Source organism: Prolixibacter sp. DSM 2831, assembly GCF_056493735.1.
Genome location: NZ_CM151379.1, coordinates 552,541 through 570,201, shown reverse-complemented (window position 1 = coordinate 570,201; position 17,661 = coordinate 552,541). Strand labels below are relative to the sequence as shown.

The window sequence follows — 17,661 nt, the reverse complement described above, 5'->3', positions numbered from 1 at the left end:
GGCAAAAAAGGGAGGAATATACTCCTCCCTGGTCCGCGTTAATTTTATTTCATGTTAACGAAGAAGGAATGAGAATTTGTCCACATTCTTCAGTGCAATTCCGGTTCCTCTGGCCACAGCCCGCAACGGGTCTTCAGCAATATGGAACGGAATATTAATCTTATCGGACAGGCGTTTGTCGAGCCCGCGCAGCAACGCACCACCACCTGCCAGCCAGATACCGCGGTTCACGATATCGGCATACAACTCCGGCGGAGTTTGCTCCAATGCACTCAATATAGCTGTTTCAATCTTCGAAATCGATTTTTCCAGGCAATGCGCTATTTCCTGGTAAGATACCGGAACTTCGATAGGCAATGCCGTCATCTGGTTCGGTCCCTGGATGATAAAATCCGATGGTGCATCCTCTAACTCAGACAATGCAGCTCCTACGTTGATTTTGATCTCCTCTGCCGTGCGCTCGCCAATCTTGATGTTGTGCTGGTGACGCATGTATTCCATGATGTCGCCGGTCAGGTCGTCACCCGCAATACGGATGGACTTGTTCGTCACAATTCCGCCAAGCGAGATAACGGCAATCTCGGTAGTACCACCTCCGATATCGACAATCATATTTCCCTCGGGTGCTTCTACATCGAGGCCGATACCAATAGCGGCCGCCATCGGTTCGTAAATCATGTAAACTTCGCGTCCGCCGGCATGCTCCGACGAGTCGCGTACCGCCCTGATCTCCACTTCCGTTGAACCGGACGGGATACAAACTACCATTTTTAATGCCGGTGAAAACAAACGGCTTTTCGGATGAATCATTTTAATCATCCCTCTGATCATCTGTTCAGCCGCGTTAAAATCAGCAATCACCCCGTCGCGCAACGGACGGATGGTTTTCAGATTCGCGTGTGTTTTCCCCTGCATCTGCCTTGCCTTCTCCCCGATGGCGACCATTTTTTCGGTTTTCATATCGATGGTCACAATCGATGGTTCATCAACAACAATTTTATCATTATGAATAATGATGGTATTGGCCGTACCAAGGTCGATGGCAATTTCCTGGGTAAGAAACGAGAATAGGCCCATACGTATACGTGTCTTAGTTCATTTATTGTTAATACTTCTCAATGTTTAAAATGCCGGATTCCGGTTACGACCATCGCCATATCATGCGCATCGCAGAATTCGATGGAGTCTTTATCCCGAATTGATCCCCCCGGCTGAATCACACAATCGATCCCCTCGTTATGTGCAATTTCTACCGAGTCGGCAAATGGAAAGAACGCATCAGATGACATCACAGCGCCCTTCAAATCAAAACCAAATGATTTTGCTTTTTCAATGGCATGCTTCAGTGCATCCACCCGGGAAGTTTCGCCAACGCCACTCGCCAGCAGTTGTTTTCCCTTAGCTAGAACGATCGTATTCGATTTTGATTGTTTAACCAAGCGATTTGCAAACAATAAATCTTCCACCTGTTCTGCTGTAGGTACTTTTTTTGTTACCGGCTTCAGTTCTTCGGCTACTTCCTGCTTCCTGTCTTTTTCCTGCACAATCACCCCATTCAGCACACTCCGGAACTGTACATCCGGCGTCTTCGCCTCTTTCCTTATCAGGATGATACGGTTCTTCTTACTCTCCAAAATTTCGAGTGCTTCCGCTGAATAGGAAGGAGCAATAATTACCTCAAAGAAAATCTTATTCGCTTCGGCAGCGGTAGCCGCATCTACTTCCCGGTTGGTAATTAAAATTCCACCAAAAGCAGATACCGGATCACCGGCCAATGCATCTTTCCATGCTTCTACAAGATTCTCGCGGCTGGCACATCCGCAGGCGTTGTTGTGTTTCAGGATAGCAAATGTCGTGTCGTCATACTCGTCAATCAAATTGACAGCCGCATCAATATCCAGCAAATTGTTATATGAAATCTCCTTGCCGTGAAGTTGCTCGAACATTTCGTCAAACTTGCCGAAGAAAACACCTTTCTGATGAGGGTTTTCGCCGTAGCGCAACGACTTCGACTCATTCTGGCTGGCACGGAAATTTTCCGGCCATTCGCCAGCAAAATAATTATAAATAGCAGTATCATAATGCGAAGAAGTTGCAAATGCCTCTCCGGCGAAAGCTTTCCGGTCGTCCAGCGAAGTTTCTCCTCCTTTTTCATCGAGCAAAGCCTGCAACGCTTCGTACTGACCACGGTGGGAAACAATCAGTACATCATTAAAATTCTTGGCGGCTCCCCTAATCAACGCAATTCCACCAATATCAATTTTCTCAATGATATCGGCTTCCGAAGCTCCCGTGGCAACCGTTTCCTCAAAGGGGTAAAGGTCGACAATTACCAAATCAATCTCAGGAATCTCGTACTGTTTCAGCTGTTCCTTATCCCCTTCATTCTCCCTGCGAGCAAGGATTCCACCAAACACCTTCGGGTGAAGCGTTTTTACTCGTCCGCCTAAAATGGAAGGATACGTGGTTAAATCTTCAACTGCTGATACCGGCACATTCAATTCACTAATAAACTTTTGTGTGCCCCCGGTCGAATAGATCGTTACCCCCAGCTCATTCAGTTTTTGAACAATGAGATCCAGTTTATCTTTGTGATAAACAGAAATCAACGCTGATTTTATCTTCTTTAAGCCGCTCATTTATAATTATTTAACTTTTACCCGCAAAGTTAATAAAAAGCCGTAAGTTTTCAGGCCTTTTATAAATTGATTTATAATATTTTCAATAAACATAAAAACAAAAGCGAGCCAAGGTCCCTTTTTAAATTATTCCTACCTTTAAACAACCATTAAACGCTATGCTTTTACTCAAACTCATACTCGAAAGTTTCCGTTTTGCATACAATGCTTTAATCGTAAACAAATTGCGGACATTTCTTTCGCTTTTAGGAATTACGATCGGCATCTTCAGTATTATATCAGTTTTAACCGTGATTGACTCGCTGGAACGGGCCATTCGCAATAGTATGGAGTCGTTGGGTAGTAACGTAATTTATATTCAGAAATGGCCGTGGGCTCCGCCCGAAGGAGAAACGGAATACCCCTGGTGGAAATACCTGAACCGCCCGGTTCCCAGCCTACAGGAAGCGGATGACATTTTGCGGCGCTCGCAACTGTCCCAGGACGCGTCGTTTAATGTCGGTTTTCAGCGCACCGTACAAGTGGGGAAAAATAGTGCCGAGAATGTGCAAATCATGGGAACTTCGCCCGGATTGATTCAGATCTGGTCACTGGATGTGGCACGCGGAAGGGCATTCTCCGAAATTGAGATGAATTCAGCACGGAACCTAGGTATGCTGGGAGCCGATGTGGCATCACAACTTTTCCCGAATGAAAATCCGGTTGGGAAAACCATCAAAATACAAGGCTATAAAATTTATATCATCGGTGTCTTTACCAAAATGGGTGAAGACATGTTTGGTACCAGCATGGACAAGCGGGTGCTGCTTCCCATCAAATTTGCCGCCCGCATGGTCGACATACGCAGCGATATGGGACAAAGTATCATTGTAAAAGGGAAAGAAGGTGTATCAGCACAGCGGCTCCACGACGATTTAGAGGGAGTAATGCGTTCCATCCGGCGGCTGAAACCGAGCGAAGAAAACGATTTTGCACTAAACGAAGTGAGCCTGATTTCGGGCCAGCTCGATAATTTCTTCCGGGTTTTCAACCTGGCGGGATGGATCATCGGGGGATTTGCTATCCTTGTGGGAGGTTTCGGTATTGCGAACATCATGTTCGTTTCGGTTCGGGAGCGGACGCGGATCATCGGAATCCAGAAATCGCTCGGCGCGAAAAATTATTTCATCATGCTGGAGTTCCTTTTCGAATCGGTCGTGCTTTCCGTTATGGGAGGATTGATTGGCCTACTAATTGTATATGGCGGGGCCGTTTTTGTCAGTCATGTTTCGTCCTTCCAGATCTCGCTAACGCTGGGAAACATTCTCACCGGAATTTTCATTTCAGCGACCATTGGAGTAGTAGCCGGGATGTTACCGGCACGAAAGGCGTCCGGCCTCGACCCGGTTGAAGCGATCAACACGGTTTAATTTCCGGACGAGCGTACCTTTTCTATTTCGCGGGTCAGTTCAATAAACTCCTGAACTGACAACTGCTCCGGACGCTTCTTCAGCCAAACCGGATCGAGCGTATCGATTTCCGGAACAAGTCCCTTCAAACTGTTTCGCAACGTTTTGCGCCGTTGATTAAAGCTTTGTTTCACGATAGTGAATAGCAGCTTTTCGTCGCATTCCAACGATTCCACCTCATTTCGGGTTAACCTGATAACAGCCGATTTTACTTTAGGTGGCGGTGAGAAAACGTGTTCGTGTACTGTAAATAAATACTCGATATCGTACCAGGTCTGCAGCAGCACACTCAGGATTCCGTAGGTTTTACTGCCGGGTCCGGCTGCAATTCGCTCAGCGACCTCCTTCTGGATCATTCCAACCACTTCGGGAATCTGATTACGGTATTCCAGTACCCTGAAAAAAATCTGGGAAGAAATATTATAGGGGAAGTTTCCAATCAAAGCAAAAGGTCCGGTAAGTTTCTCCGATAAATTCATCTTCAGAAAATCACCCGAAATCACATGGTCTCCAAGCTCCGGGTAATGTTCGTGCAAATAAGCAACAGACTCCCGATCAATTTCCACCACATAGGTCTGCAAGTCTTTTTCTTCCAACAGGAATTGCGTCAACACGCCCATACCCGGCCCAACTTCCAGCACTTGTTTAATATCCTTCTTCTGCAGGCTCTCCACAATCTTGCGGGCAATATTTTTGTCCGTTAGAAAATGCTGTCCCAGGTTTTTCTTTGCCCTTACTGTCATATCCGAGTTATCAAGACTTAGACTAAATGTGTTGTGTTTCCCGAAAAAAGCTAAATTTGCTCAACTTAAAAGAAGTCCAAAAGTACAAAAATTCAGTGGCTTTCGCCCGAAGACGATAGTAGATTGCCCTGGTAATTTACCAATCCAAAAACCCGAATCGTTTTGAAGAAAAAAATACTCGATATAGCCAAGGCACTAATTTTTTTGGCATTAGGCATATTTCTCTTCTGGCTGGTTTACCGTGGTCAGGATATCGACCGCATTAAATCGGTGTTGAAAAATGACGTCAATTATCGCTGGATTTGGTTTTCACTGTTTCTTGGCCTGCTAAGTCATATCAGTCGCACCTTGCGCTGGGTCATCCTGATCAAACCTTTAGGAAAAAAGCCCCGCAAACTCAACACCTTTTTTGCCGTGATGATTGGCTACCTGATGAATCTGGCCCTTCCGCGTTTGGGCGAAGTTTCGCGTTGCGGTGCACTATCAAAATACGAAGATATTTCGATGTCGAAACTGCTGGGTACCGTGGTACTCGAACGCTTCGTCGACGTCATCATGCTTCTGCTGCTTACGCTATTTGTGTTTGTTACACAGTTCGACGAGATGTTGCTCTTCCTTCACCACAACCCGGAAGTTGAAGACAAAGTGCTTGCTGTTCTCACTTCGCCGGTACTAACTGGAGCTGTAATTTTCGGAATTGCAGCCCTCATTATCTTCCGGAAGAAATACGGCCATCTGCCGGCAGCTAAAAAATTCAACGAAGTACTCAGCAATTTTGGAGAAGGATTCCGCTCATTCAAAAGCATGGATAATAAGCTGGCGTTTGTTTTTCACACCGTGTTTATCTGGGCCATGTACTTCCTGATGAGCTACGTTTCATTCCAGGCTTTTGGGTTCACCAGCGGCTTACCTATTCTGGCCGGCATGACCGTATTTGTGTTGGGAAGTTATGGAATGGTGGCCCCGGTTCAGGGAGGAATTGGTGCCTGGCACGTGATGACCATCGAAGGTTTGGCTCTTTATGGTGTGGCGAAGAGTAACGGCGTTATTTTTGCCTTTCTGGTACATGCGGCCCAAACGTCTATGATGCTTATCGTCGGTTTGATTTCCCTTTGGGCATTGCCGTTCATTAACCGTCGCCGGGCTTAGCACCGGAGAATTTTTCGCTACCTTTACGCAAAATCATTACCAAGGTGTCCCGAATCAACACAGAACTATATATAGCACGTAGGATTTTTTCTACCCGCGAGGGGAAAAAGCGGTTTTCGCGTTCCATTGTTTCATTCGCCATTATCGGTATAGCATTGGGACTTATCGTGATGATTCTCTCCGTAGCAATTGTCACCGGCTTCAAATCGCAAATCCGCAAGAAAGTAATTGGTTTTGGTTCCGATATTCAAGTGGTGAACTACGATTCCAATTCGTCATACGAAACCAAGCCCGTCCCCAAACAACAGCCGTGGCTCGACTCACTGCGAGGCATGCCCGATGTCAGGCACGTGGAGATGTTTGCCACCAAACCCGGTATCATCAAAACCAAAAAGGAAATTCAGGGTGTTGTGCTAAAAGGAGTCGGCCCCGATTTTGACTGGAGCTTTTTCCGCAAAAACATGGTCGAGGGCAAAATATTTCATGTGACCGATTCAGTTCGTACCGACGACGTCATTATCTCGCAGCAGCTGTCCGACTTATTGAAACTGAAGTTGGGAGATCCGCTGTTCATGTATTTCCTGAACGATGCCTCGAGTGCTCCGCGCATGAGACGGTTTAAAATAACCGGAATATATAAAACCAATCTCGAAGAGTTCGACAAACTGTTTATTCTGGCCGACATCAAGCACATTCAACGTTTGAATAACTGGACGAGCAATCAGGTCAGTGGTTTTGAAGTTGCGCTGAACAATTACGACGAGATTGACCACATGACGCAGGAAGTTCGCAATCTCACGCTTCGATACGAGGACCAGAAAAACTTACCGGTTTTGCGGACCGTGAGTATCAAATATAAGTATCCGCAGATTTTCGATTGGCTGAACCTCCTTGACATGAACGTCTGGGTTATTCTGGCGCTGATTTTAATGGTTGCAGGATTCAACATGGTATCCGGTCTGCTGATCCTGATCCTGGAACGCACCAACATGATTGGTATTTTGAAAGCGCTGGGAACTGAAAATATGAGTGTTCGGAAGGTGTTTCTTTACCTGTCTACTTTCCTTATCGGAAAAGGAATGCTGTGGGGCAACATCATTGGTTTACTGATTTGTTTCCTTCAGGCACAGTTCGGTATCATCAAACTCGACCCGACTTCATACTACGTCAACACCGTTCCCATCAACCTTAAGCTACTTCACTTTGTTTTATTGAATATCGGAACGCTGGTGATTACTGTATCGATGCTGGTAATTCCCTCGTGGTACATCTCCCGCATCACGCCTGACAAAGCCATCCGTTTCGATTGAAAAAGCTTTCAATGGAAAGTTTTTAAATTCAGATGCATCTATGACAGACTTTTATCACATACAATCCTATCTCCGGTTTGCTCTTTCGCATTCCCTTCCGGGAGAAAAAGCCCATCGTTTGCTCCTTCCGGTCGGGCGGAAATTAAAGCCGGTTACCAGTGATTTGTCTGTCAACCAAAGTGGTGTTTTGCTGACTTTATTCCCAGACAATGATCAACTTTTCACCTGCTTCATCCGGCGGCCGGAAACAATGAAAAATCACGCCGGCCAAATTTCCTTCCCGGGAGGAAGACAAGAAGAACAGGACCCCGATTTGATTGCTACCGCCTTACGGGAATCGCAGGAGGAAGTTGGAGTGCTTCCTTCCAACATCGATATTTTAGGTAGACTAAGCCCGTTATACGTTCCGGTCAGCAACTTCTTTATTTCACCGGTAGTTGGCTGGAGCGAATCGAAGCCGGATTTTCAGATCAATCACACCGAAGTGGATGATTTGATTTTGGTTCCGGTCAACGAATTACTGGCCCCCGACGCTATTCAAACCACGCAGATTGAGACGCGAAACGGTCCCAGGGAAGTTCCCTGTTTCCGCTTCAACGGTCATATCATCTGGGGTGCTACCGCGATGATTTTCTCCGAATTCCGGGAAGTTCTGAAACAGATGCCCGTCAGGACGCCTTAAACAGATTTCGGTAATGCAGGTACCGATCCCAAACCTCTTTCACATAGTTGTAAGGTTCTTCTCCGCGACAATATCCCCACTTCACGAGCGGGTCCTTGTAATACTTCGCCACTGATTTGTGCAGCAGGAAGTAGTCGACATTACCATCCCAAATATTCGGATCTTTCCCATATTTCCGGGCCAAACGACGAGCATCAAGTACGTGTCCCAAACCAACGTTGTAAGCCGCCAGTACGAATTTCAACCGTTCGGTCTTATCCGGAATATCGTCGGAAAAATAATTGTCGAGCCACGAAAGCATCTGCGTTCCGCCGTAAATATTCTGTTTCGGATCGAACAGATCGTTTACATTGAACCAATCGGCCGTTTCGGGCATTAACTGCATCAAGCCAACGGCTCCTGCCCACGATTCGGCATGGGGATCGAAGCGCGATTCCTGGTAAATGATTGAAGCCACCAGACGCCAGTCCCAGTGAATTTCCTTACTATCTTTCTTAATGATAGAATCGTAGCGCGAAAGATGGTTCCCATTGAGCGAGTGATAATTGCTCTGCACGATAGAAGCTGTGCGCGGATTACGAAAATACTTATTGTACAGTTTCCGGTACTGGTCCGACTTGCGGAAATTCTTAATCCACTCATCGATGTATTGCTTCAGCGAAGGCGAATCTTTCCGGACTGCCCAAGCCAGGTACTGAGGAAAACTGACCGGAGTTTTCACATCGAGGTTGGGGTAGTAGCCTTCGTTGACTTTTCCCACATTCTCGTCGCAAACCGTGTAGTCTATCTTTCCTTCGGCCACCATGGCTACCAACTGTTCCACGCCGTAAACCGAGTCTTCTTTCAGGTGAATTTCAGCTCCAATCTCGTCGGACAGACTGCGCATCCTTTCCGCGTAAGCGGTATTCTTCTGCACATAAATTGTCTTCCCGGCAAGGTCGAGCTGATTACGGATCAAATGTTGATTGATCTCCTCTTCGGTCATTTGACGCCAGTTCCTGGGTTTTCGCTGCACCAGCACCTGACGGGTTTGTCCCAATGGGTAAGTAAACGAAACAATCTGATTACGTTCTTTCGTTATCGTCAGGTTTTTGGCCACGAGATCAACCCGGCCGGCATTCAAATCATTAAATGTCTCCTCCAGGTTATTCCGCACATTGATTTCCAGTGTTACTCCCATGTGTTTGGCCAGGGCTTTCAGCAATTCATACTGAAATCCCATGGGACGACCACGGTAGACAAAATAGTTGGTGGAGTTATAATCTACAACTGCTTTCAGTTTCCCGTCTTTCAGGACTTTGTCCAATTCGTTCGTTTGTTTCGGGAAATGGTCATCCTCGACACGTGTTGGGGCAGTAGCCCGCTCACATGAAATGACCAGTAAAGAGAAAACAGCGAAGAGAAGAATTATGTATCTTCTGGTTCTCATAAGCTAAATGTAAGGGAATAATTGCAAACGTGCCAAATGCCGGGCGGTCTAGTTATAGAACGACCAGGCTACGCCAAAGCACATAGTTGCAATCTGTTCGGGATAAGTTGGGGTTCTGAAATAGCCCCCGTTCATAAACTTTTCACCCAGGTTCGAATATTTTAAATAGAACCGGGTACGTTTCAGTTTAAGATTGATAAAGGCATCGAGCCAAGGGTAGTTACCGACTTTTTCGGTATTCTGAACATAAAACATTCCAGTCGCCGGATTATAATTATCGGCATAGTAACTGGATTCATAATGAAAATCAAACCCGATTTGCACATGCAAAACCTGCGAAACCAGCGTTTGATAATAAGTACGGTTCCGGAACATGATCTCCGGCAGATGAAGATATTTATCAGTAGTAGTCCATTGATAAACAAACTTGTTATAGAAATGTAGTCCTCCTGCCACAAATTCTTTGGCCAGATAAGCCTGCATGACAGAGAACTCCGAGCTTGCCTGCTCGGGCACAGCGTTCTCGTTAAAATAAATATAGTTATTAACGATACGATAGTCGGCACCAGTGGTCAGACGCCAATGCGGATTGTCATAATATCCGCCCACTGATAAGTTGTAGGTTCTATCGAAGTTATTGTCCCATTCATAGTGATTCGAGAAGTAATGCTGCAAGAAATAATCCGGCGTCTCGTTTTGCATTCTTCCGTAAATGTGAAGCACCGAGGTATCACGCTTGGTGCGAATGGGTTTTTCGACATAACCACTGATGTCAAAATCACCAAATTTATATCCTTGTATGTAGTATTTTCCAAAAGCGTTCCAACTCCAGAACTTTCCTTCGGTACGGTACAATGCACCACCGATATACGTATTCGTGAGGTTGTGCGACTGTGTCAACCCAACGGTGTCGTTCGCACCTTTCATCGGGTAGTAAACTTTAATCAAATCGTTTCCGATGAATGCCTGCTTGCCGAAAGAATACTTCCGGTCAGCCGACTCCAGGACTTTCATCCGAAAAGTATTGGTAACCCTTGTTTCACCAGCTTTATCGTTGGTAGCCAAATCGGATGTGGTCCCTACTTTTGAATTGATCAATGGCTGGTGTCCTTTTCCGTAAAAGTAAACTGTATCCACTGGATTATTAAACACAAAATACGGATTCGGGTCCGTTTCGGTGAATGCGCGTTGACTGTTAGCAAAATCGATGGTATGCATGAAAGCCACACGGGGAACGAATTTCTGATACATCTCATTCTCCTCTTTCACCTCTTTCCAGCTTCCTACTTTAAACTGGTGCGATAAACTCGCGTACAGATTCTGCATTTTCGAGTTGGCGCCATCGAGCCAAACCGGCATGTTCTCCGGCTTCAAATCCGGATTCTTAACATCCGTTGGGCGAAGCAATCCACCACTTTCCTGATTCTTAAAACTGTTGTGCCCGACGGTACACCAGAGGTCATATTTCGGGCCATTGTAGCTCAAAAACATGCTCAGGTTATTGTCTTTTGCTTCCGCATTGAGGTATTGCCCCTGCGAACCAATCGAGCCGTAATGAATCCCAAAATTAAACTCGGGCGATACATTTTGTGTGTGCAAAACATCCAGCCAGGTTTCGCCATTGGGCCGGTTATTGAACCACTGCCCGTATTGCAATAGGGTATAAGGAGTAGTGGTATTGTAGTAATCGGTCGTCCTGGGCCAGACGCCGTACGCTCCGTGATTATTCAGAAAAATGAAATCGGAATATTGCTTACGGTTGAAGAACTGGTTGCTTTGGTAAGCCGTCCCAAAGTTTCCCAGGTTTTGCACCGAAATATTATTTTCGTAATAGGGCTTGTACTCCTGAAAATCCGTCAAGGCTGTATCAAGCTGTACGCGCTGCGGACGCGACAAGCCGTCCACCATATTAAATACATGAATGATCGAAACAATGGAGTCCTTTGAGTCCTTCTTCTGTGGATTGGCAGACAGACGTTGCTTGCCCACATTCTCGGGCATACCACGTTGAGCCTTCACCGTGCCGGCCAACGCCAGCAGGATAAACAAGAGTCCTATTTGTCTCTGAAAATTCATCTGCGCAAAGATAGCTATTTCGGCGTCGTGACATTACTCCGCGACCATTTTATCATATGTTATATGGTCTGCTTCATATCAAATGCCCTGCAAGGCCAGTTAATATAAGTTTTTGCCGATTTATTAAACTATCGTTAAACCAGCCGCTTACTAACTCGCTGGTAATTTATTCTTTAACAAAGATAAACTGCTATCGTCAGCTTATTAATTATTGTTAATAATGAACTGAAGATATAGAGTGATATCATGCTTTTACATAAAAAGCCCGACTCCAATAAAGGAACCGGGCTTTAATAAAATAAGCGGCGACCTACTCTCCCACATCTCTGCAGTACCATCGGCGCTGACGGGCTTAACTTCTCTGTTCGGAATGGGAAGAGGTGGAACCCCGTCGCTGTAGCCACCTAAAGTTTTCAGCTTTGCTTTTCAGCTATACAATATCTTTTGTAATAGTGATTAAGTTTTAGGTGTTAAGTGTTAAGATGCTCTTTGATGTCGGGCCGGACTTCGCTTTTCGGCGTTCTCCCTTTTCTTAAAACTTAAATCTTTCGACTTAAAACTTACTATTACTGACATGAACCCTGGAAGAAAACAATTTCATTACAACAAAAACACCAATTTATAAAACCGGCAAGGAAAGTTTCGGGCAATTAGTATCGCTCGGCTTTGACGTCACCGTCTTTACACCTGCGACCTATCAACGTCGTAGTCTCCAACGACCCTCTAAGGAGACCTCATCTTGAGGCGAGCTTCGCGCTTAGATGCTTTCAGCGCTTATCTCTTCCACACATGGCTACCCAGCGGTGCTCCTGGCGGAACAACTGGTAAACCAGAGGTATGTCCAACGCGGTCCTCTCGTACTAACGTCAGGCTCTCTCAAGTCTCCTACGCCCACAACAGATAGGGACCGAACTGTCTCACGACGTTCTGAACCCAGCTCGCGTGCCACTTTAATGGGCGAACAGCCCAACCCTTGGGACCTTCTCCAGCCCCAGGATGTGACGAGCCGACATCGAGGTGCCAAACCGCTCCGTCGATATGAGCTCTTGGGAGCGATCAGCCTGTTATCCCCGGAGTACCTTTTATCCTTTGAGCGATGGCCCTTCCATACGGAACCACCGGATCACTATGCTCTAGTTTCCTACCTGATCGACTTGTAGGTCTCACAGTCAAGCGCGCTTATACCATTATGCTCTGCTGGCGGTTACCAATCGCCATGAGCGCACCTTTAGAAGCCTCCGTTACTCTTTTGGAGGCGACCACCCCAGTCAAACTACCCACCACACACTGTCTCCCGTTAGGGATTAGGCCCCAGGCAAGCAAAGGGACGTATTTCAAGGATGACTCCACGAATCCTGGCGAACCCGCTTCAATGTCTCCGTCCTATCCTACACATCACTTACCCAGAACCAATGTGAAGTTGCAGTAAAGGTTCACGGGGTCTTTCCGTCCCGTTGCGGGTAAGCGGCATCTTCACCGCTACTACAATTTCACCGAGCTCGTGGCCGAGACAGTACCCAGATCGTTGCACCATTCGTGCAGGTCGGAACTTACCCGACAAGGAATTTCGCTACCTTAGGACCGTTATAGTTACGGCCGCCGTTTACCGGGGCTTCGATTCAATGCTTCTTCTTACGAATAACATCCCCTCTTAACCTTCCGGCACCGGGCAGGTGTCAGGCCATATACATCATCTTGCGATTTAGCATAGCCCTGTGTTTTTGATAAACAGTCGCCTGGGTCTTTTCACTGCGGCTGGCTCGCGCCAGCGCCCCTTCTCCCTAAGTTACGGGGCCATTTTGCCTAGTTCCTTAGCCACGAATCACTCGAGCGCCTCAGGATTCTCTCCTTGACTACCTGTGTCGGTTTACGGTACGGGTTCTCTACACCTATAGCTTAGAGGTTTTTCTCGGAAGCCCTTAGGACCACTATCCGATTGCCCGAAGGCTCTCGGTACTGTCGGGGTTCACCTCACCGCGCGGATTTGCCTACGCAGTTCAACGGCTACGCCCTTCAACGTACTATTCCGTCAGTACGCGGGTCTTTCATCACTTCGTCACCCCATCGCAGTCTAGAGAAGTATCGGAATATTAACCGATTCGCCATCGACTTCGCCGTTCGGCTTTGCCTTAGGTCCCGACTAACCCTGATCCGATTAGCGTTGATCAGGAAACCTTAGTCTATCGGCGGGCAGGTTTCTCACCTGCCTTATCGTTACTTATGCCTACATTTGCTTTTCCGGACGCTCCAGCATACCTCGCAGTACACCTTCAGCGCTGACCGGAATGCTCCCCTACCACTGTAAATAAATTTACAATCCATAGCTTCGGTGGTATGTTTAATGCCCGATTATTATCCACGCCCGACCGCTCGACTAGTGAGCTGTTACGCACTCTTTAAATGAATGGCTGCTTCCAAGCCAACATCCTAGCTGTCTAAGCAATCAGACCTCGTTTGTTCAACTTAACATACACTTGGGGACCTTAGCTGATGGTCCGGGTTCTTTCCCTCTCGGACACGGACCTTAGCACCCGCGCCCTCACTCCTGGTGAGCATCTTGCAGCATTCGGAGTTTGTCTGGAGTTGATAGGCGGTGAAGCCCTCGCATCCAATCAGTAGCTCTACCTCTGCAAGACTCATAACCAAGGCTGCACCTAAATGCATTTCGGGGAGTACGAGCTATTTCCAAGTTTGATTGGCCTTTCACCCCTACCCACAACTCATCCAAGGACTTTTCAACGTCCCCTGGTTCGGTCCTCCATCCCGTGTTACCGGGACTTCAACCTGGTCATGGGTAGATCACATGGTTTCGCGTCTACCCCCACTGACTAGTTCGCCCTGTTCAGACTCGCTTTCGCTTCGGCTCCGTGGCTGAACCACTTAACCTTGCCAGTGAGGAGTAACTCGTAGGCTCATTATGCAAAAGGCACGCCGTCACCCCCAAAGGGGCTCCGACCGCTTGTAGGCGTACGGTTTCAGGTACTTTTTCACTCCCCTGTTCGGGGTGCTTTTCACCTTTCCCTCACGGTACTGGTTCACTATCGGTCTCTCAGTAGTATTTAGCCTTACCAGATGGTCCTGGCAAATTCAGACAGGATTTCTCGTGTCCCGCCCTACTCAGGATACTGCTAACTCCGCAAGCCTTACACGTACAGGACTTTCACCTTCTGTAGTGTGACTTTCCAGAACACTTCCGTTTCGTCTTACTTCGTATATCGCAGTCCTACAACCCCGAAAGTGCCGAAACACTTCCGGTTTGGGCTCTTCCCCGTTCGATCGCCACTACTAGGGGAATCACTTTTGTTTTCTTTTCCTCCGGGTACTTAGATGTTTCAGTTCTCCGGGTTAGCTTCCTGCATAACAGGATACCATACTTACATATGGTGGGTTGCCCCATTCGGATATTCGCGGATTAGCAGTTATTTGCACCTCCCCGCGACTTTTCGCAGCTTATCACGTCCTTCGTCGCCTCTGAGAGCCAAGGCATCCCCCGTACGCCCTTTCGTACTTTCTCTCGCCTTTTCGAAGGTTTTATCCTTCGGCGTTTCTCTTGTAACTCTGTTGTTTTTCTTCCAGCATGTCAATGAACTTCATCCCTTTCAGGATATGTGGATTACAGGGAATCGAACCCTTTCCTCTTTCAGGCGCCAGCCTAATCCTTCGTGTTCCAATACGTTTCTTTATGAACTTTTCTGCCTGCTTACTCTTCATCCGGTAAGCCGCTCCCTGGTGTTTACACCCTCGTGGAGAATATCGGAGTCGAACCGATGACCTCTTGAATGCAAATCAAGCGCTCTAGCCAACTGAGCTAATCCCCCGTCTGTGCAATTAGTAATGAACAATGTGTAATGAACAATATTGCTAATTGTTCACTGCTCATTTTTCATTGCCTGTGTAGTCCCGCCCAGACTTGAACTGGGGACCTCTACATTATCAGTGTAGCGCTCTAACCAGCTGAGCTACGGGACTGTCTGCAGAATTGAGAATTGAAAATGGATAATTGATAATGTCCGTTTCCTGCTCTGCCTCTGCTCTAACCAGACCCCGTGCATTGAATAGTGAGAACCGCTTTGCATTGAATTCTCAACTTCAATTCTCCCCCGAAGTATCGGGATTCAATTGCTCTTGTGTTTTACAGTATCTTTTAAAAAGGAAGAAGTAAACACCCTTCTGCTCTAATTTCCTCTCAGAAACCTATCGTGTCGGCTCCAGAAAGGAGGTGTTCCAGCCACACCTTCCGGTACGGCTACCTTGTTACGACTTAACCCCAGTCATTGGTTTTACCCTAGGCCGCTCCTTGCGGTTGCAGACTTCAGGTACCCCCAACTTCCATGGTTTGACGGGCGGTGTGTACAAGGCCCGGGAACGTATTCACCGCGCCATGGCTGATGCGCGATTACTAGCGAATCCAGCTTCATGGAGTCGGGTTGCAGACTCCAATCCGAACTGAGACCGGCTTTTGGGATTAGCATCCTGTTACCAGGTAGCTGCCCTTTGTACCGACCATTGTAACACGTGTGTAGCCCTGGACATAAGGGCCGTGCTGATTTGACGTCATCCCCACCTTCCTCTCACCTTACGGTGGCAGTCTCGCCAGAGTCCTCAGCATTACCTGCTAGCAACTGACGATAAGGGTTGCGCTCGTTATGGGACTTAACCCGACACCTCACGGCACGAGCTGACGACAACCATGCAGCACCTTGTAAAGCGCCCCGAAGGGAAGTCACCTTTCGGCAACGGTCACTCTACATTTAAGCCCAGGTAAGGTTCCTCGCGTATCATCGAATTAAACCACATGTTCCTCCGCTTGTGCGGGCCCCCGTCAATTCCTTTGAGTTTCAACCTTGCGATCGTACTCCCCAGGTGGATAACTTAATGCTTTCGCTAAGCCGCTGACTGTGTATCGCCAACAGCGAGTTATCATCGTTTACGGCGTGGACTACCAGGGTATCTAATCCTGTTCGCTCCCCACGCTTTCGTGCATCAGCGTCAGTTACGCTTTAGTAAGCTGCCTTCGCAATCGGTGTTCTGAGTAATATCTAAGCATTTCACCGCTACACTACTCATTCCGCCTACCTCAGGCGCACTCAAGCTATACAGTTTCAATGGCAGTTCTACAGTTGAGCTGCAGCATTTCACCACTGACTTATATAGCCGCCTACGCACCCTTTAAACCCAATGAATCCGGATAACGCTTGCATCCTCCGTATTACCGCGGCTGCTGGCACGGAGTTAGCCGATGCTTATTCCTGCAATACCGTCAAATCATTACACGTAATGACCATTCTTCTTGCAGAAAAGCAGTTTACAACCCGTAGGGCCGTCATCCTGCACGCGGGATGGCTGGTTCAGGCTCTCGCCCATTGACCAATATTCCTCACTGCTGCCTCCCGTAGGAGTCTGGGCCGTGTCTCAGTCCCAGTGTGGGGGATCATCCTCTCAGAACCCCTAGGCATCGTCGCCTTGGTAAGCCGTTACCCTACCAACAAGCTAATGCCACGCATGCCCATCCTGTACCGCCGAAACTTTAATCCATAAACCATGCGATTCACGGAAACTATGGGGTATTAATCCGGATTTCTCCGGGCTATCCCCCTGTACAGGGCAGGTTGCATACGCGTTACTCACCCGTGCGCCACTCGTCAGCGTCCCGAAGGACCTGTTACCGTTCGACTTGCATGTGTTAAGCCTCCCGCTAGCGTTCATCCTGAGCCAGGATCAAACTCTTCGTTGTAATCAAAAAGTTTAAATGTCTATTTGCCTGGCACGATCAGTTTTTCCTCTAAAAGAAAATTGAACTTCTGGTGCTTATCTTCTTTCCTTTTCAATATTTTCAATGAACTTGTCTTCTTCTTAACTCTTGCCTCTCCTGCCCAACCCTCGGTTGCACCTCGGACGGGCCGAAAAAAGCGTTGCAAAGATAGAAATCTTTTCGCGTTATCTCCAAATCTTTTTTACCTTTTTCTTAAGGCTTCAGTACCCGGAAATCAACGCCCGTTTCTAAAAAACGTGGCGGCAAAGATAAAACCTTTTATCCCGATTCTCCAAATACTTTTTCAAGATTTTTTTTTAGTGATGTCTTGCCTGCCGAACCCCGGTCTTTACTGCCAGGATTATCTCGCCATCCCGGTTGGACTCCCAAGCAGTGAATAAACCTTTCACGCGGTCCGAAACATCTCTTTTCA

The 17,661-nt window shown here is 47.2% G+C and carries 9 protein-coding genes, 2 tRNA genes and 3 rRNA genes; 4 read left to right on the top strand and 10 right to left on the bottom strand.

Annotation, left to right across the window (positions count from 1 at the left end; genetic code table 11):
- Positions 1-54: 54 nt before the first annotated feature.
- Together AC060N_RS02275 and purH are read right to left on the bottom strand one after the other, a co-directional pair.
- On the bottom strand, positions 55-1,077 hold the full coding sequence (locus AC060N_RS02275) for a rod shape-determining protein (protein WP_106543198.1): 1,023 nt from the start codon (positions 1,075-1,077) through the stop codon (positions 55-57).
- Positions 1,078-1,115: 38 nt separating this feature from the next.
- Complete coding sequence (purH, locus tag AC060N_RS02270) at positions 1,116-2,639, bottom strand: bifunctional phosphoribosylaminoimidazolecarboxamide formyltransferase/IMP cyclohydrolase (RefSeq protein WP_479525702.1); 1,524 nt, start codon at positions 2,637-2,639, stop codon at positions 1,116-1,118.
- A 158-nt stretch (positions 2,640-2,797) separates the two neighbouring features.
- Between purH and AC060N_RS02265 the strand changes: the two genes are divergently transcribed.
- Complete coding sequence (locus AC060N_RS02265; RefSeq protein WP_479525701.1) at positions 2,798-4,048, top strand: ABC transporter permease; 1,251 nt, start codon at positions 2,798-2,800, stop codon at positions 4,046-4,048.
- On the opposite strand, the gene rsmA is transcribed toward AC060N_RS02265, so the two are convergent.
- A complete protein-coding gene (gene rsmA / locus AC060N_RS02260) occupies positions 4,045-4,830 on the bottom strand; it encodes a 16S rRNA (adenine(1518)-N(6)/adenine(1519)-N(6))-dimethyltransferase RsmA (protein ID WP_479525700.1) in 786 nt (261 codons plus the stop codon). The genes AC060N_RS02265 and rsmA overlap by 4 nt on opposite strands.
- A gap of 162 nt (positions 4,831-4,992) precedes the next feature.
- Between rsmA and AC060N_RS02255 the strand changes: the two genes are divergently transcribed.
- Genes AC060N_RS02255 through AC060N_RS02245 form a run of 3 tightly spaced genes read left to right on the top strand, consistent with a single transcriptional unit; the run spans position 4,993 to position 7,971 of the window.
- Positions 4,993-5,979: a lysylphosphatidylglycerol synthase transmembrane domain-containing protein gene (locus AC060N_RS02255; RefSeq protein WP_479525699.1), complete on the top strand. Its 987-nt coding sequence runs from the start codon at positions 4,993-4,995 to the stop codon at positions 5,977-5,979.
- Positions 5,980-6,023: 44 nt separating this feature from the next.
- Complete coding sequence (locus AC060N_RS02250) at positions 6,024-7,289, top strand: ABC transporter permease (RefSeq protein ID WP_479525698.1); 1,266 nt, start codon at positions 6,024-6,026, stop codon at positions 7,287-7,289.
- Positions 7,290-7,329: 40 nt separating this feature from the next.
- Positions 7,330-7,971 (top strand): NUDIX hydrolase, encoded by a 642-nt coding sequence (locus tag AC060N_RS02245; RefSeq protein ID WP_479525697.1) that lies wholly within the window; start codon positions 7,330-7,332, stop codon positions 7,969-7,971.
- On the opposite strand, the gene AC060N_RS02240 is transcribed toward AC060N_RS02245, so the two are convergent.
- The 7 genes from AC060N_RS02240 to AC060N_RS02210 form a co-directional block, all read right to left on the bottom strand.
- Positions 7,958-9,400, bottom strand: a complete 1,443-nt coding sequence (locus AC060N_RS02240) for an MltF family protein (RefSeq protein ID WP_479525696.1) — start codon at positions 9,398-9,400, stop codon at positions 7,958-7,960. The genes AC060N_RS02245 and AC060N_RS02240 overlap by 14 nt on opposite strands.
- Before the next feature lie 48 nt (positions 9,401-9,448).
- A complete protein-coding gene (locus tag AC060N_RS02235; RefSeq protein WP_479525695.1) occupies positions 9,449-11,476 on the bottom strand; it encodes a putative porin in 2,028 nt (675 codons plus the stop codon).
- A gap of 297 nt (positions 11,477-11,773) precedes the next feature.
- Positions 11,774-11,884, bottom strand: a 5S ribosomal RNA gene (rrf, locus tag AC060N_RS02230).
- 223 nt (positions 11,885-12,107) lie between these two features.
- Positions 12,108-14,990: ribosomal RNA gene (locus AC060N_RS02225) — 23S ribosomal RNA — on the bottom strand.
- Between the two features lie 230 nt (positions 14,991-15,220).
- Positions 15,221-15,294: transfer RNA gene (locus AC060N_RS02220), tRNA-Ala, on the bottom strand.
- Between the two features lie 77 nt (positions 15,295-15,371).
- Positions 15,372-15,445 (bottom strand) — tRNA-Ile (locus tag AC060N_RS02215).
- Positions 15,446-15,688: 243 nt separating this feature from the next.
- Positions 15,689-17,210: ribosomal RNA gene (locus AC060N_RS02210) — 16S ribosomal RNA — on the bottom strand.
- The 16S, 23S and 5S rRNA genes sit together here with 2 tRNA genes alongside, the layout of an rRNA operon.
- Between the last annotated feature and the right edge of the window lie 451 nt (positions 17,211-17,661).

Bases quoted from the DNA above. Each gene is read 5' to 3' on its own strand.
- AC060N_RS02275 (WP_106543198.1), bottom strand. From the start codon at position 1,077: ATGGGCCTATTCTCGTTTCTTACCCAGGAAATTGCCATCGACCTTGGT.
- AC060N_RS02240 (WP_479525696.1), bottom strand. From the start codon at position 9,400: ATGAGAACCAGAAGATACATAATTCTTCTCTTCGCTGTTTTCTCTTTA.
- AC060N_RS02265 (WP_479525701.1), top strand. From the start codon at position 2,798: ATGCTTTTACTCAAACTCATACTCGAAAGTTTCCGTTTTGCATACAAT.
- AC060N_RS02235 (WP_479525695.1), bottom strand. From the start codon at position 11,476: ATGAATTTTCAGAGACAAATAGGACTCTTGTTTATCCTGCTGGCGTTG.
- purH (WP_479525702.1), bottom strand. From the start codon at position 2,639: ATGAGCGGCTTAAAGAAGATAAAATCAGCGTTGATTTCTGTTTATCAC.
- rsmA (WP_479525700.1), bottom strand. From the start codon at position 4,830: ATGACAGTAAGGGCAAAGAAAAACCTGGGACAGCATTTTCTAACGGAC.
- AC060N_RS02245 (WP_479525697.1), top strand. From the start codon at position 7,330: ATGACAGACTTTTATCACATACAATCCTATCTCCGGTTTGCTCTTTCG.